The organism is Ovoidimarina sediminis (genome assembly GCF_032586175.1).
Lineage (GTDB): Bacteria > Pseudomonadota > Alphaproteobacteria > Rhodobacterales > Rhodobacteraceae > Ovoidimarina > Ovoidimarina sediminis.
The window spans coordinates 437,126-450,776 of the sequence record NZ_JAWHTE010000001.1 but is presented as its reverse complement, the minus strand read 5'-3'; the positions used below and the strand labels follow the sequence as shown (position 1 = coordinate 450,776).

At 59.4% G+C, this 13,651-nt stretch carries 12 protein-coding genes; 4 read left to right on the top strand and 8 right to left on the bottom strand.

The window, feature by feature from the left end:
- Positions 1–235: 235 nt before the first annotated feature.
- Positions 236–1,729 (top strand): NAD(P)/FAD-dependent oxidoreductase, encoded by a 1,494-nt coding sequence (locus tag RXV90_RS02225; RefSeq protein ID WP_316646776.1) that lies wholly within the window; start codon positions 236–238, stop codon positions 1,727–1,729.
- Between the two features lie 17 nt (positions 1,730–1,746).
- On the opposite strand, the gene RXV90_RS02220 is transcribed toward RXV90_RS02225, so the two are convergent.
- Positions 1,747–3,090, bottom strand: coding sequence for a lipopolysaccharide biosynthesis protein (locus RXV90_RS02220; protein WP_316646603.1), 1,344 nt, complete (start codon positions 3,088–3,090; stop codon positions 1,747–1,749).
- A gap of 140 nt (positions 3,091–3,230) precedes the next feature.
- Positions 3,231–4,229, bottom strand: coding sequence for a glycosyltransferase (locus tag RXV90_RS02215; protein WP_316646602.1), 999 nt, complete (start codon positions 4,227–4,229; stop codon positions 3,231–3,233).
- Here RXV90_RS02215 and RXV90_RS02210 point away from each other — a divergent pair.
- On the top strand, positions 4,180–5,199 hold the full coding sequence (locus RXV90_RS02210; protein ID WP_316646601.1) for a glycosyltransferase family 2 protein: 1,020 nt from the start codon (positions 4,180–4,182) through the stop codon (positions 5,197–5,199). The two genes, RXV90_RS02215 and RXV90_RS02210, sit on opposite strands and share 50 nt — an antisense overlap.
- A gap of 9 nt (positions 5,200–5,208) precedes the next feature.
- On the opposite strand, the gene RXV90_RS02205 is transcribed toward RXV90_RS02210, so the two are convergent.
- The gene (locus RXV90_RS02205; RefSeq protein ID WP_316646600.1) at positions 5,209–6,216 is read right to left on the bottom strand and encodes a glycosyltransferase family 2 protein; all 1,008 of its coding nucleotides are present in this window, start codon (positions 6,214–6,216) and stop codon (positions 5,209–5,211) included.
- A gap of 484 nt (positions 6,217–6,700) precedes the next feature.
- Between RXV90_RS02205 and RXV90_RS02200 the strand changes: the two genes are divergently transcribed.
- The gene (locus tag RXV90_RS02200; protein ID WP_316646599.1) at positions 6,701–7,945 is read left to right on the top strand and encodes a GMC oxidoreductase; all 1,245 of its coding nucleotides are present in this window, start codon (positions 6,701–6,703) and stop codon (positions 7,943–7,945) included.
- 25 nt (positions 7,946–7,970) lie between these two features.
- Entirely contained in the window at positions 7,971–8,963 is a 993-nt protein-coding gene (locus RXV90_RS02195) for a glycosyltransferase (RefSeq protein ID WP_316646598.1), read from the top strand.
- 11 nt (positions 8,964–8,974) lie between these two features.
- Here the strand turns inward: RXV90_RS02195 and RXV90_RS02190 are convergent, their stop codons facing one another.
- The 5 genes from RXV90_RS02190 to trpC form a co-directional block, all read right to left on the bottom strand.
- On the bottom strand, positions 8,975–10,282 hold the full coding sequence (locus RXV90_RS02190) for an NAD(P)/FAD-dependent oxidoreductase (RefSeq protein ID WP_316646597.1): 1,308 nt from the start codon (positions 10,280–10,282) through the stop codon (positions 8,975–8,977).
- 129 nt (positions 10,283–10,411) lie between these two features.
- Positions 10,412–11,095, bottom strand: a complete 684-nt coding sequence (lexA, locus tag RXV90_RS02185) for a transcriptional repressor LexA (protein ID WP_316646596.1) — start codon at positions 11,093–11,095, stop codon at positions 10,412–10,414.
- A 57-nt stretch (positions 11,096–11,152) separates the two neighbouring features.
- Positions 11,153–12,337, bottom strand: coding sequence for a molybdopterin molybdotransferase MoeA (locus RXV90_RS02180; protein ID WP_316646595.1), 1,185 nt, complete (start codon positions 12,335–12,337; stop codon positions 11,153–11,155).
- Complete coding sequence (gene moaC / locus RXV90_RS02175; RefSeq protein ID WP_316646594.1) at positions 12,334–12,810, bottom strand: cyclic pyranopterin monophosphate synthase MoaC; 477 nt, start codon at positions 12,808–12,810, stop codon at positions 12,334–12,336. The genes RXV90_RS02180 and moaC overlap by 4 nt, the downstream gene beginning before the upstream one ends.
- Positions 12,811–13,617 carry an indole-3-glycerol phosphate synthase TrpC gene (gene trpC / locus RXV90_RS02170; protein ID WP_316646775.1) on the bottom strand — a complete coding sequence of 269 codons (807 nt, stop codon included), beginning with the start codon at positions 13,615–13,617 and terminating at the stop codon, positions 12,811–12,813.
- Positions 13,618–13,651: the final 34 nt, after the last annotated feature.

Here is a 13,651-nt window from a genome sequence, read left to right as displayed (position 1 = left end):
TCGAAGGAAATTTTGCTATGGGCAATTGACCGAGCCTCGCGGGGCACGTCAAACCTGAAGAGGGCACCACCAAGAGTTGCGCGAATGGCTTAACAATGTCCACATTCGGGGCGTTTCGTTCTCATTATTGGGCGTGAGTGCTCGCTCAACCCCCCAGACCATAGTGATTTTCGCGAATCAATGTATTGTTAACGATGTACTCAGTGTCGGGGTTTGCGGGGGTATCGTGACAGTTATGAATTTTCCTGCCGGTCAGACTGACCGCGAGGACGTCGTAATCGTTGGCGGTGGTCCTGCCGGTCTGACGGCTGCCTACGAATTGCAAGCGAAGAGTGATGCGCATCGTCCGATCGTTCTTGAGGCGTCGGATATGGTGGGTGGTATTTCGCGAACTGAGATCAGTCGTGGAAACCGGTTCGATATCGGTGGCCATCGATTCTTCACCAAGGTGCCGGAAGTTCGCGAGATGTGGGAGGCGGTTCTGGGGGATGATTTCATCACCGTGCCCCGGATGAGCCGGATCTACTATCGAGATCGGTTCTTTTCATACCCTCTCAAGATCATAGATACTCTCGGAAAAATAGGACCTTACGAGACGTTTCGAATTATTCTGTCCTATGCCAAATGGCAGGTCCGACCGTCGAAAACTGAAGACACGTTCGAGGAATGGGTGATCAACCGCTTTGGCGGGCGGCTCTATGCCCATTTCTTCCGGACATATACTGAAAAAGTGTGGGGCATGTCGCCCCGCGAGATACGTGCCGACTGGGCCGCGCAGCGGATCAAGAACCTGTCCCTGCCCAAGGCGGTCTGGAACGCGGTTTCGGGAATGAACAATACCACCAGCCTGATCGAGGAATTCCAGTATCCCAGGCTTGGCCCCGGGATGATGTGGGAAAAGACCCGCGATCTGGTGCGCAAGAACGGGGGCGACGTTCAGATGCGCTCGGAAGTCGTCGCAGTCAATCGCGACGGAAACCGGGTGACATCCGTTGATGTGAAGCGCTGGCACCCTGACGGGCGTGCGCCCGAGACGCATAGGGTTGAGGGTTCGCATTTTATCAATTCGATGGCGATCCGGGATCTGATCCACGCATTTGACCCTCCGCCTCCGCCGGAGGTGGTCGCGGCAGCCAAGAAGCTGAAGTATCGCGACTTTCTTATCGTCACACTGCGTCTCGATCATGCCGATCCGTTCCCGGACAACTGGATCTACGTTCACAGCCCGAAAGTGAAGGTCGCTCGCATTCAGAATTTCCGCGCTTGGTCGAAAGAGATGCTGGCTGACGAGAACACCTCGTCGATCGGGATGGAGTATTTCTGCAATGTCGGAGACGCGTTGTGGGAAATGACTGACGAGTCGTTGCGCGAGCTGGCCGCAAAGGAGCTTGACGCACTCGGCCTTGCGGCGAAGGAAAGCGTCACGGATTACGCGATCATCCGGCAACCGAAGGCTTATCCGGTCTATGACGCAGAGTATCAGGGTGCCCTCTCCGTCGTAGAGGGGTGGATTCGGTCGCTCGACAATTTCCAGACTGTGGGCCGGAATGGACTGCACCGCTACAACAACCAGGATCATTCGATGCTGTCGGCCATGTATGCCGCGCGGAACGTTCTTGGTGGGAGCTATGACGTCTGGAACGTGAATGTAGAGCGGTCGTATCACGAACAGTTCGTGGTCGACCGGTCGCGTTCGGGAGGCGATAGCACAGCGGTTGCCGCCGAGTAGCGGCACCGCGCATCGTTTTAGCTTCGGCGTAGTAAGCTCAGGAGTTCACCGGTCACGTTGGTGAGAAGGGACGTGTTCTGGGCTGCTGTGGTTCCCAGGAGAACTAGCATACCCGCGACGGCGACCCAGGGTGGTGCCGCAGCAAGAGCTGCCATGAGCAATCCGCTAACACCGATGGCAAGCACAAGCGCGTTTGTTGGCGTGAGGGCAGTTATCCCGGCACGTGCCTTCAGGATCCAGATACCCGACAGCCCGAGCACCAGATGGGCGAGCACGAGCGACAGGGCGGCCCCGGTCTGACCAAGCCTGGGCACCAGGACCAGTAGGAAGATAGCCAAAGCCACCAGGCTTCCTAAGCGGGAAAGCGTGGAGAGCCTGAGTTCGCCGACCATGGACAGATGAGCACTGTGAAGGCCGAAACCGACCTGAAGGAGATAGGCCGCGCAAAGTATCAGGAAGGCATCATAGGCCGCGCCGAACTCTCCAAAAAAATCCAGAAGAGGCCGGCCAATCAGGATGAAGATCAGAACTGCCGTTCCGGAGGCGAGGATGCCGAGCGTGCGCGCAACGCCATACTCGCGCGCGACCGTCTCTGCCTTGCCTTCAGCGCTGTGGCGCCGAGCGCGGGGTGTATAGGCGGGAACGAAGACCTGTTGCCCCGCTTCGACAATTGCCGCAAAGCGAGAAGCCACGACGTATTGTGCGACAAGCGACGGGTCCGGGGCGAACGCAGCAAGGACCATGATGTCGAGGTGGTGGAACCCGGTCTGGGCCAAACGTATTGCGAAGAACTGCAAACCATCGCGCATGTCACGGAGCGAGAAGGACCCGGGTTCTGATTCCGTTCGTCCGCGAGCGCGCCAGGCCAAGACGGCAGCCGGCAGAAGCGCGGCTATAACAGCTGCGGGTGCCACTGCTGCAGCTCCGAGACCGAATACGAATGTTGCCGCGAAGCCGAGACAGCGGGAACCGTCGGTCATACCGCCCGTGGTTTGCGGTATCCCGACCTCGTGGTTGGACTGATACCATGTAACCAGTGCAAGCACGATCGCCGTAGCAGGCACTATCGGCGAGAGTGCAATAAGCCAGGGCAGAACCTCGGTTTCTCCCGAGAGGTTGGGCCAGAGTGACAAGACAAGAATAGCAAGGGCGGCGGTTGCCGACGCGGTTACGAAGACTAGCGCGATGATCTGCTGCGCAAGACGCCTCCCTCGCAGGAGGTTTGCTTCCGGGGGCAGACCGCCGATCTTCAGGAGCATAACGCGCTCTGAACCGTAACCGGCCGTGTATCCCAAAATCACGGCGACTGACATCGCGACTGCATAGCCAGCAAAAGCCTCGGCTTCGAGAATGCGCGTCAAAAGCCATAGCGAAAGCACTCCCGCAACCATTGCAATCGCCTGAGATGTAAGAACTCCGATGGATCCGGAGAGATAGCTTCTCCCTGACGGTGTGAGGCTAGGTTTTCCCGAAGGCTTCGGTGCTGCGGTCATTCAAGTGGTCAGTAAATCGGTGCCATTTGCGTTTCTGCTTCTTCCCGTCGGACGTTGCGCCACCGGCAGTATTCCATTTCTGCGAGATCCGATGCACTCGGACCGGATCCAAACAGGTACCCGATTGCCTCGCCAACCGCTCCGAGGCCACAGAACAGGGCGAGATACGGAGACGCGCCTAGCAGCGCTGCCCTTGTGCCCGGCGATTGTGCTGCATGAAGCGCCGAATGCAGAAAGCGTTTCACAGCTATGGCCGGGGAAGCGGCGGCAAATGCCGCGCGCTTGTAGAGCGGCCAGTTTTGTGATCGCGTCGCGGCGAAGGCGCGCCCTGCAAGAACGTGCAGCCTAAGGGACGGGGCGAGCCGTGAGTAATTGAGATGCGCGGTTTCGACCATGGGATCGGTGTAGAAGCGGTGCCCTTTTGCCGCGAGCTCTTTCTGAAGTACCCATTCCGCTTCGAGGAGATCCGGGAGCCTCTCGCCAAGTTCCAGCAAAGCGTCGCGCCGGTATGCTGAGTTATGGCCCGCGACTTGATTCGTTGGGCCGGCCGCATGAGTGCCGAGCCAGTAGGCGTATTCGATGAACAATGTGGCCCAGCTGAGCGAAGTGTCTGGGTTTGCGTTTCGCATGACGGGACCCACTGCAGTATAGCCCTCATCCATCCTGGCGAGCATGCGCTCGGCCCAGTCGTCGCTTAAAGGAAAGGCGTGGTCTTCGCAAAAGATCACACGGTCTTTCGAGGCATGTCTTACACCTTCGGCTCGTCCCCTGGCGGAGGTTGATAGATCGCCTGTAACCGCCTGAAAAGATTGAAACTCATTCGGGCGCAAGGCGCTGATATTATCGACATGCTTTGGGTGCGCAACGACGATCACCTCGAGTTTGTCGGCAACTGTCTGGGATCGAAGACGCGAGAGAAACGCGGTCAGCGCTTCCGGCTTGTCCCCTGTGACGAGGATGGCACTCGCGCCGATCTCGCTGCCACTTGCACTTGCAGCCTCGCTCATCAAGACTTTGCCTCATACCGGTTCGTTCCACGTCGCGAGTACTATGGAGCATTCAGACCATAAAGCCCAAGCTCGAGTGCCCGAGCAGCAAGACGGTGGGGCACAATTACCCCGTTCGACGATCATTGTGCCCAGTTACAATCGGCCGGATGCCCTTGGCCGTTGTCTGCAGGCGCTGATCGAGCAGGACGATGGTGATTTTGAAGTGGTCGTGGTCGACGATGGTTCTGCCACACCTTTGCAGGGAGTTTGCGCACCTTACGGACCGCTTGTGCGTTGTATACGACAGGAGAACGCGGGCCCTGCAAAGGCTCGAAACAGGGCTGTCTCGGAGGCGCGTGGGCGCTTTCTGGCCTTTACGGACGATGATTGCCGGCCGCGCCCCGATTGGCTCCGCCGACTGCGCGAGGCGCATGCTGGGGTCGACGAGCGACTGGTTGGAGGATGGGTCGTGAACGGCCTTCCCGACGACATGCTCGCCACCACGAGCCAGGAGCTTTGCGATTACCTGTACGACTACTTCGGAGCACGAAACGGCACGATGCCGTTTTTCACGACCAACAACATGGGGTGCTCCAAGGCGGAATTTGAACGTGTCGGCAAGTTCGACGAGCGTTTTTCGACGGCGGCTGCCGAGGATCGTGAATTCGGAATGCGTTGGCAGGATCTTGGTGGTGAGCTTCACTTCACCGAAGGTGCGGTGGTCGACCATTACCACGGAATGACTTTGCAAAAGTTTCTGCGCCAACACTGGAATTACGGCCGAGGTGCGCATCGGCTGCATCGGATCATGTCGATCAAACAGTTGGGTAATCGGAAGATCGAGCCGTTCCGCTTCTATCGCGATCTGGTGTTTTACCCGGTCCGCAAGAACGGCATGCTAGCGCTCCCTCGATCTATTATGATGGGGTTGACGCAGTTCGCGATGGTCGTGGGATATGCGCAGGAGCGGTTTCGGAAAACCGGTTGAACCCGAAACTCAACTCGGTTTTGCCGGAGAAAACCGCCCGTAGGCATAGCCGCCGAGGGCGGTTGCGTAGTGTATCGCGTGATAGGGAATTGCCTTGAGAGCGAGGATCGGCCCGCCCACACGCCAGAGGAGGGCAAGGAACGAGGCATTCAGGGCGACGAAGCCGAGGGCTGCGCCCAAGGCGGCCCAGAGCGTAAAGGGCCAGATCAGGGCGCCGAGAAGCGCGCCAGAAAAAGTGAGTACCGCCAGTGCCGACAGCTTGTGCCGCAATCCGGTATTCAGAGCGTCGGGGGCTATCCGGCCCTTCGCGATCAGACGTGTCCATGGGATCGCACGGCCCCAGAAATCGGTGCGGACCATGGAGCGCATTGTCCAGACCTTCAGATGCGATCCGAGAATCTTGGGGTCGAGAATGATCCGGCCACCTTCTGCGATCAGACGCAACCCGAATTCCACGTCTTCAATATCTGTCCAGTCAGGGTCCAGCCCGCCGGCTGCGTCGAATGCGGCCCGGCGCACGGCGCCAAGCCCTGTCCAGAAAGTTTGCGCCTCTCTGGGGGCCGTCTGATGCACATGATGGTGCAGGAGGTTTCGGTACTTGCTTAGGGCGGGTGATGGCGGGGGGGTGTGATCGTAAGATCCGATAACTGCAGTCGTCGAGGGATCGTCGAATGCCTTCAGCAAGCGCTTTAGGGCGTCGGGATGTACGGTGACATCGGCGTCGACGAACAGGATGATCTCTGCGTCCGACGCGGCGACGCCCTTGTTTCGTGCAAGGGCAGGGCGGAGGGGTGTCTCGTTTCTGATCACCGTTACACCTGCGTCGCGGGCAAGATCGCCCGTACCATCTGAAGAGCCGTCATCGACGACGATCAGCCGATCTCGCGGCATCCCCGCATTGTGAAGCGCTGCGATGCAAGCGCCCAGGGTGGAAATGGCATCCTTTGCGGGCACCACGACCACCGCGCCGCGCATATCCAACGCCTCGTGGGATACTGGTTCTGGTTTCTTAGTCAATCGTGGCCCTTCAGAGCTATTATCTGCGGATTCGTCTGCCTTGCTGTTCTCATCCATTGCACTGCTGTAGCACTGAGCCGAGAACACGGCGAGACCGTGACGACGTCGAGAATTCGGGAGACAATCGGTGTTTGTGGATGCGGAGGACCTGCCGGATGCCGGAGACCTGGCGGCAGATATCTGCATTGTCGGGTCCGGACCTGCAGGCCTTTCGGTGCTGGATCGCCTTTTTGAGAGCCGGCTCGACATCATCCTACTCGAAAGTGGAGGCCTGGAGCGGAACGATGAGAGAAGCGCGGCGCTAAACCGGGGCGTGAGCAATCTTGAAGAATATCCGTTCAGCGGCGCGAGAGCACGTGCCTTTGGGGGAACCAGCAAGATATGGTCCGGAGCCTGCGTTCCTTTGGAGCCGGAAGATTTCGAGAGGCGTGCCTGGGTGCCATACAGTGGCTGGCCGATCGGGGCCGAGGACATTGCTCCGCACATGGAAAGGGCGCGAGAGATCTTCTGTATGGTGGACGATAGCGGCTTTGCCGCGCGCCTTGCAGCTTCGCCCTTTCACGGCGGCGATCTTGAAGCGCGGGTGGTGCAATACAGCGGCCCTCGTGATCTGGGGCAGACATATCGGTCGCGCGTGGCGCTTGCGGAGAACGTGAAGTGCGTAACCGGCGCGACGGTTACGGCTCTCGATGTGGCGGAGAGCGGGAAGATCGTGACGGGCGTGAGGTTCAGCGACCTGCGACACCGGTCGCTGCGTCTACGGGCGAGGGTGATCGTGCTTGCCGCGGGGGGGATCGAAACGCCGCGGCTCTTGCTTGCTTCGGGCGGTCGGGAGCGTGGTGGTCTTGGAAATGATCATGACGTCCTGGGACGTTACCACATGGAACATCCGATGCGGTCGGTCGGGACAGTGAGGCTAGGGTCTGCGGCGCGACTTGTGAGGCCGTTCACTGATCTGACCGCTGCGGGGACAGCCGCTTTGGAAGGCACGTTCGGATTGTCTGCGGAGCGCCGGGAGGCAGACGGGCTTCTGAATATGCATCTCAGAGCCTATCGCTATAACCGGTTGGAGGAGCGTAGCGACATAGTGGAGGCGAAGCGTGCCGCGGCATCGGGCGGTCACGCGGCAGTGAGGGCGCTGGACATGGTGCGCACGCTTGGGCCTCGGGGCCTTCCGGCGGGTGCTGTCTACGGTGCCTGGCATTTCTGGAACAAGTCGCTGGCTCATGCGTGGTTTGACAGGGTGCGTTTCGTGGCATTCCTGGAGCAGGAACCCGATCCGCAGAATCGCATAACCCTTTCCGGAGAGCGTGATGTTCACGGGTGTCTTTTGCCACATCTCGGCTGGCGCGAGAGCCGGATGATGACCGATAGCGTGGAACGCTCGCTGCGGGCGATCGCGGCGGCGTTCGAGGAACGTGGGCTGAGCGAGGTGAAGATGGGCACCGAAGCCGTTGCGCATCTTCAAGATTATGGCGGCTATGGCCTGCATCACATGGGTGCGACCCGGATGTCGGATGATCCCCGCACGGGCGTCGTCGACGCGTCCTGCAAGGTGCACGGTGTCGAAAATCTCTATATCGCCGGAAGTTCCGTCTTTCCGACCGGTGGCGCAGCTAATCCGACGTTGATGATTTCTGCTCTTGGTTTGAGGTTGGGCAGCCGCCTTAAGGGAACGCTGTCAAACAGGGCGGACTGTGGTATCTTTTCAAGCAGAGTAAGTGAGTAGCTGAGTTTTTTGGGGGAACTAGCCAATGCAGGGTAAGGAACCATCGTTTTCGATTGTTTCGGCAACGGACGGCGCATTTGACGTTTGTCGGCGGTCGCTTTCGAATTTCGCGAAGCAGACTCTTCGAGATCAGATCGAGATCGTTCTCGTCGGTCCCAGTATCGAGGAAATGCAGCCGGATTATGAGCTTCTGTCCCAATTCGGCGCCTATCAGATCATCGAGGTTGGACGGTTACGATCAACCGGACACGCGCTTTCTCTGGGTTTCAAACACGCGCGGGCGCCATTTGGCGCGTTTCTTGAGGAGCACGGATTTCCGCGGCCTGACTTTGTGGAGAAACTTTTAAAGACGTTCGACGAAACCGGATCGGATGTGGTCGGTTACACCCTCTTGCCTCAGAACCCTGGTACGGTAGCTTGGACGCATATCTTCCTGCAATTCGGCCCGGCTGTTCCGGATGTTGTTTCGGGGCCTGCTAAGCGCCTCGGAGGTCATCACGTGGCGTACCGGAAGGAAGTTCTTACTCCGTTTGGTGATGATCTTGAAATTCTGATGGCGAACGAATCCGTGCTCTTCGAGATTTTTCGAAACAAGAACATTCCGATGTATCTGACCAACGAAATTACCGTGGGCCATACGCAGATATCCTATCTTCCCGCTCTTTTCCGTCACGAGTTCATCTCAGCGATGATCTTTGCCGATGCGCGGTGGAAGACACAGAACTGGCCGGTTTGGAAGCGCGCTGTCTATACTCTCGGCGCACCGGCGATCCCTTTCGTGCGTGTTGGACGATCACTAAGGGATATCCGCCGGACGGGTCGTGGGCCGGAAATGTCGGTTCTTGTGCTGCCCACAATGGTCCTTTCTGCGGGGGTCTCAGCAATGGGTGAAGCCATCGGCTATGTTTTCGGGGCAGGCAGACGCGCCATCGACTACAGGACGGCAGTGGAGCTTGATAGGTACTCCTACACGACGGAGGCGGATCGGAAGCAGCTGGTCGGGGCAGACGCTGCTTGAGACAGCCCCAATCAGCCTAGTACCGAGAAACTCGATTCCTGGTTGATCTCGCGTTTGCGCGAGTAGAATCCGACGTCGATCGTACGGTCGATATAAGGCAGGCGGAACTTGAGCGGGGTGGTGTCGTGATCGGCGCCACCTTCGCAATAATCAATGAGTGCCGCCATCATCTTGCCTGCTATCGGGGCATTCTTGTACTGGTTCCCGCTCGTGCCGCAGGCCATGTAGAAGCCCTTGAGCCACGACTTGTCATAGATGGGTATCCAGTCCGTCGACGCATCATAAAGATCGACGACGCCACGCATCCGTGATGGTATTCCCAGGGAAGGCACGCGCTGGGCGTAGCGGAGGGCTTGGGTTGTCCACTGTTCCGTGAAGTTGCGGTCGTATGTCTTATCATTTTCAGTCCAGACATGGGGATCGCATTCGGGATCTTCGGAGCCGACGAGAATATGGTTGCCGTGTTCGGGACGCACGTAGACGCCGATATCGTTGTCGGAGATGACCGGGGCAGTATTCTCGAAGTCGTAGCCTTCGGGTGACGGGATGTGCACGACCTCCTGGCGGAGGGGGCGTGTTGCGATCGTCATCTCGTCGAGAATGCCTGCCATTCTATTGATGAGCGAAGATCCGGGGCCAGCCACATTGACGACAACAGGCGCATGGATCTCGTTTCCATCGGACAGCCTGACACCCTTCACAATGCCGTTTTCCTTCAGAATCTCGGTGACTTCCGCGTTTAGTCTGAACTCTGCGCCATGCAGTCGGGCCGCGTCGGCGAGGTTCTGTGCAGAAAGAGCCGGGTCGGTCACGTAGCCGCCGTTCGGCCAATATACGGCTCCTTCGAGGCGTCGCCCGTTCGGCGTGCCGAAGGCATCATCATCACGCGCTTTCGGCGGAAAATAACTGTCGAGGGCGTAAATCGGAAGGCGTTCCATGATCTGGTCGCGCCCCCATTCCTCGTGCGGGATGCCGAGATCGCGGGAGTTCTTGATGTGCTTTGCGAGGTGCCCGTTCTCTTCGGTCTTCATGACCATGCATCCGCATTCGCGGAACTCGGCAAGCATCGCCTCGGGACCGAGGCCAAGGTATTCTGCCCAGTCACGCCAGTAGTGATAACCTTCCCATGCAAAGGCCGTTCCGTCGAAGGTGGAGTAATGCATGCGGATGATTGCACAGGATCCCGCAGTTGAGCCGTGGCCGATCTCACGATTGCGATCGAGCGAGATGGTTTTCCAGCCTTTCTTCGCCATCTCAAATGCGGTAGCGGCGCCGATTACGCCCGTACCGATGATGATTGCGTCTTTGGTTTCCGCCATGTCCGTTCCCCTTCGGAGTTCGTTCGGTGATAGAGGGGTTCGGTGCGCAACGTAAAGCCCCGGCGGCGTCATACCGGGGCTTGCGGGCGACAGGGTGTGGGCTTCCGCCCACCAAATGGCGTGAAGGTTTCAGTAAGTGCGGATCAGGCCGACCAGGCGCCCCTGAACCTTTACCTGATCATCACGGAACATGCGTGTTTCGTAGGCAGGATTCGCCGCCTCCAGTGCGATCGAACTGCCTTTGCGGCGGAAACGCTTGAGCGTCGCCTCATGTCCTTCAACAAGCGCTACGACGATATCGCCGTTCTCGGCAGTCGATGTCTCTCGAATTACGACCACATCGCCGTCATTGATCCCCGCTTCGATCATGGAGTCGCCTTTGACTTCCAGCGCATAGTGATGGCCCTGACCCGATAGCATGTCGCCCGGCACAGCTACGGTGTGGGACTGTTCGCTGATCGCCTCGATCGGTACACCTGCTGCGATGCGGCCCATAACGGGAAGCGTCATCGCGGCGGCTTCGACCATGCGCGAGGCCGCCGGTGGATCGCTTCGGTCGCCATCAATGACCCGGGGAGTGAAGCCCGAATTTTCAAGCGCCTCGGGCAGCTTCACGACTTCCAAAGCGCGGGCCCGATGCGGAAGCCGGCGGATGAAGCCCCGTTCCTCCAACGCGCTGATCAGCCGATGAATGCCGGACTTCGACCTGAGATCCAATGCATCCTTCATTTCGTCGAATGAGGGCGGGACGCCATCACGCGTTACGCGGGCATTGATAAACTCTAGAAGCTGCAACTGCTTGCGGGTCAGCATCGGGACCTCCATGCGTGGCTCGTTCAGCTTGTGTTCTAGGCATGTTCTCGTTTTGTGTCAACTTCTGCCCGTCAGAGGCAAGATGTCCACAAACTCGCCTGTGTCTTTGGGGCCGTCGTTGGGAGGACGTACGACGAGGACATCGGCGCCTGCGAGAACACCGATCAGGCCAGAGTCCTGACGTTCAGCCACCCGGATACCGTCAGATTGGTGCGTGGCGCGCATGTAGTGCTCACGTGGGCCGTTCGCCGTGACCGGTTCGGCCAGTGGCGCCCTGCTTTGTTGTAAGGCGGCTGCGGGGAAGCCGAGGAGACGGCGGAGGGCAGGACGCAGGAACACGTGCCCACATACGAGAGAGGATACGGGGTTTCCGGGCAGGCCGATGATCGGTGTGTCATCAAGTCGACCTGCCATGAGCGGTTTTCCAGGACGCATCGCGACTTTGTAAAAAGCCGTGTCGAGGCCGCGTTCTCCGGCTGCGCTGCGGACGAGATCGTGATCCCCGACCGAGGCGCCGCCTATGGTGATTATCAGGTCGGCTCCGCGTGCAAGATCGAACGCAGCGTGGAGGCCTTCCACGGAATCGCGCGCGATCGGCAGAAGGCGAGGAAGGCCGCCTTCCTCCGAGACGAGCCTTGCGAGACCGAGACCGTTGGACGCGATGATTTGATCGGGGCCGGGATCGTCGCCGGGCATCACCAGTTCGTCGCCTGTGGCAAGAAGCGCCACGATAGGGCGCCGCGTGCAGATAAGGACAGGAGCGTTCATGGCGGCCGCGAGGGTGAGGGCCGAAGAATCGAGGCGGCGCGGCGCACCGAGCGTATCGCCAGCTTTGAAATCCGCACCGGAGGGGCGGATATAGGGGCCCTTGTCGAGCGCATCGCTGAGGGTGATGCGGCTTCCGTCGCGCCTGACATCCTCCTGGATCACAACACGGTCGGCACCAGCCGGAACGGGCGCGCCGGTAAAAATCCGGATTGCCTCGCCGGGGCCAAGTGTGAGATCGGAGGCGTGCCCTGCTGCAGATTCGCCCGTGACCTTAAGGCGGGCACCGGGAAGGGCATCGGAGCTGCGTACGGCGTAGCCATCCATCACCGAGGCGGCGAATGGCGGCTGATCGCGCATCGCGGTGACCGGGGAGGCGAGAACCCTACCGCCGGCATCGCGGATCGCAACAGGCTCGGACCCCAGTGGTTCGAGAAGATCGAAGATATGGCCGAGGGCGGTGTCGACCGAAATCATGTCGCTTTGTAACGCCCTGATTTCCCGCCGTCTTTCAAGGTTACTGCGATGCCGCCGATTTCCATGCCTTTTTCGACGGCCTTCAGCATGTCGTATATCGTGAGGCAGGCGGTGCTGACTGCGGTTAGTGCCTCCATCTCCACCCCGGTCTTGCCTGACGTTTTCACCTGGGCAGCTACGCGTATGCCTGGCAAGTCTGCGTCGATTTCAAGATCGAGCGACGCCTTGGTGATCGGAAGCGGGTGGCAGAGTGGGATCAGATCGGAGGTGCGTTTCGCCCCCATAATGCCGGCGAGGCGGGCGATGCCCAGAACGTCGCCTTTCTTCGAAGTGCCGTCGCGGACGATTGCGAGTGTTTCGGACGACATTCGTACATGGCCACGTGCGACGGCGATGCGGTCGGTATCGGCCTTGTCGGAGACATCGACCATGTGAGCCTGACCGGCGGCATCAAAATGGGTGAGGCTGGCCATTCAGGCGCTCCGTGCCAGAGGGTTGGAGAGGATGGCGGTTGTCGCTGCGGCCACATCTTCCTGGCGCATCAGGCTTTCGCCGATCAGGAAGCACCGAGCGCCGTGACGAGCAAGATCTGCGAGATCGTCGGGCGAAGACAACCCTGATTCCGCGACGAGCAGCTTGTCTTCGGGTACACGGGCAGACAGGCGCCGCGTCACGTCGAGATCTGTGACGAATGTTTTCAGGTCCCGATTGTTAACGCCAAGCAGTGGTGATGTGAGCTTAAGCGCGCGATCAAGTTCTGCCTCGTCGTGAACTTCGACGAGCGTGTCCATCCCCCAGCCTGCAGCTGCGTGTTCCAGCTCTGCCGCCTGCGCATCGGTGACGCTGGCCATGATGATAAGAATGCAATCCGCCCCCCAAGCGCGAGCTTCGGCGACCTGATACGTATCGTACATGAAATCCTTGCGCAGGACGGGCAGAGAGACTGCTGCGCGGGCCCCGGTGAGGAACGCGGGCGCGCCCTGAAAGGAAGGTGCGTCGGTCAGTATGGACAGGCACGTGGCGCCTCCAGCGGCGTAGGCGCGGGCGAGGGCAGGCGGGTCGAAATCGTCCCGGATCAGACCTTTAGAAGGGCTTGCCTTCTTGATTTCGGCGATAAGGCCGTAGCCGGTTTCTGTTGCCGCAGACAGGGCGGCGTGAAACCCCCGTGGGGGCGATACTGAGCGGGCGGCATCCTCGACAATGCTCAAGGGGCGCGCAGTTTTGGCTGCGGCGACTTCTTCGAGCTTATAGGCCTTTATGCGGTCGAGTACGGTTGTCATAGGCCTTCTGATACTCGGACCGACCGCCAATGAA

Bases quoted from the DNA above. Each gene is read 5' to 3' on its own strand.
- RXV90_RS02190 (WP_316646597.1), bottom strand. From the start codon at position 10,282: ATGGCGGAAACCAAAGACGCAATCATCATCGGTACGGGCGTAATCGGC.
- RXV90_RS02195 (WP_316646598.1), top strand. From the start codon at position 7,971: ATGCAGGGTAAGGAACCATCGTTTTCGATTGTTTCGGCAACGGACGGC.
- moaC (WP_316646594.1), bottom strand. From the start codon at position 12,810: ATGGCCAGCCTCACCCATTTTGATGCCGCCGGTCAGGCTCACATGGTC.
- RXV90_RS02200 (WP_316646599.1), top strand. From the start codon at position 6,701: ATGGAAAGGGCGCGAGAGATCTTCTGTATGGTGGACGATAGCGGCTTT.
- RXV90_RS02215 (WP_316646602.1), bottom strand. From the start codon at position 4,229: ATGAGCGAGGCTGCAAGTGCAAGTGGCAGCGAGATCGGCGCGAGTGCC.
- lexA (WP_316646596.1), bottom strand. From the start codon at position 11,095: ATGCTGACCCGCAAGCAGTTGCAGCTTCTAGAGTTTATCAATGCCCGC.
- RXV90_RS02180 (WP_316646595.1), bottom strand. From the start codon at position 12,337: ATGATTTCGGTCGACACCGCCCTCGGCCATATCTTCGATCTTCTCGAA.
- trpC (WP_316646775.1), bottom strand. From the start codon at position 13,617: ATGACAACCGTACTCGACCGCATAAAGGCCTATAAGCTCGAAGAAGTC.
- RXV90_RS02210 (WP_316646601.1), top strand. From the start codon at position 4,180: ATGGCACTCGCGCCGATCTCGCTGCCACTTGCACTTGCAGCCTCGCTC.
- RXV90_RS02225 (WP_316646776.1), top strand. From the start codon at position 236: ATGAATTTTCCTGCCGGTCAGACTGACCGCGAGGACGTCGTAATCGTT.